This window comes from Synechococcus sp. R3-13, assembly GCF_047462195.1.
GTDB lineage: Bacteria > Cyanobacteriota > Cyanobacteriia > Thermostichales > Thermostichaceae > Thermostichus.
Window position 1 is genome coordinate 1 of record NZ_JANSIO010000021.1, and the last position, 1,061, is coordinate 1,061.

General features: G+C 62.6%; 2 protein-coding genes. Both read right to left on the reverse strand.

Going from position 1 to position 1,061, the window contains the following annotated elements; genetic code table 11:
• Positions 1 to 372: hypothetical protein (locus tag NW856_RS00680; protein WP_414398587.1), on the reverse strand; the 372-nt coding region annotated here is incomplete at its 3' end.
• Position 373: 1 nt separating this feature from the next.
• On the reverse strand, positions 374 to 1,061 hold a 688-nt coding region (trmD, locus tag NW856_RS00685; protein ID WP_414398589.1), incomplete at its 5' end, for a tRNA (guanosine(37)-N1)-methyltransferase TrmD.

Below are 1,061 nucleotides of genomic sequence, written 5' to 3' on the forward strand. Positions count from 1 at the left end.
AGTGGGGGTGGGCTCAGGTGCCAAGGAACCGGGAGAAAGCGGGAGGGAGCGGCGGCGGGATTGGTTAAATTGCTCCACAGCAGCATCAACGCTGGCCTTGCCGTCCCAGCGGGAAGCAGCATTCTGGCGGGAGAGGAAGTCGGCAGCCCGGAAGAGATCGTTGACGTTGATGCTGGTGCCATCCAACAGAGGGGGATTGCTGTCGCGGCGAATGGCATCGTTGACACTTCCGCTTTGGGCCAGGGCCACCCCAGAACCGCTCAGAACCGAGCTCAAAGCCATCCCCACCAGGAGCAGTGCTGGGGGCGAGGGGATCCCACGCCAGCAGACGGGCGATGGATTCAGGAGACGGTTGAGAAGCTTGCCGAGCATTTTATTTCTCCGCTTCGTTTACACGAGGGTGCTGCTCCGCCAGCCCCTCTACCAACAACTGCTGCTCTTCGGCGGTCAAGGGGCGCTTGGCCAACAGGTCTGGCCGCCTTTGCCAGGTTCGAACCAGCTGCTGCTGCAGACGCCAACGGGCAATGGCTTGATGGTCGCCTGAGAGGAGTACCGGCGGCACCTTGTGCCCCTGAAACTCTGCCGGGCGGGTGTATTGAGGATAGTCCAACAGCCCCGCCTGGAAGCTTTCGCTCTTTAACGAGTCTACCTTGCCCACAGTGCCCGGCAAGAGCCTCACCACGCCGTTGATCAGGGCCAGCGCCGGAATTTCCCCCCCGGTCAGGACAAAATCCCCCAGCGACACCTCGCGGGTGGCCAGGTATTGGCGGATGCGTTCGTCAAAGCCTTCGTACTGGCCACACAGCAGGATCAGCTGCGCCTTCTGGGCCAGCTCCTGCAGCAGCGCCTGGTTTAGCGGTTGCCCCTGGGGCGTCAGCAGAATGATCTCGCAGGGATCCAACCGGGGCAGGGAGGCGACAGCAGCGAAGAAAGGCTCTGGCTTGAGCACCATGCCCACCCCACCCCCGTAGGGCTCATCATCGACACGGCGGTGCTTATCGGTGGCGAAGTCGCGTGGATTGGTGCAGTGGACTTCGGCGATCCCCTGCTGTAGGGCTTTG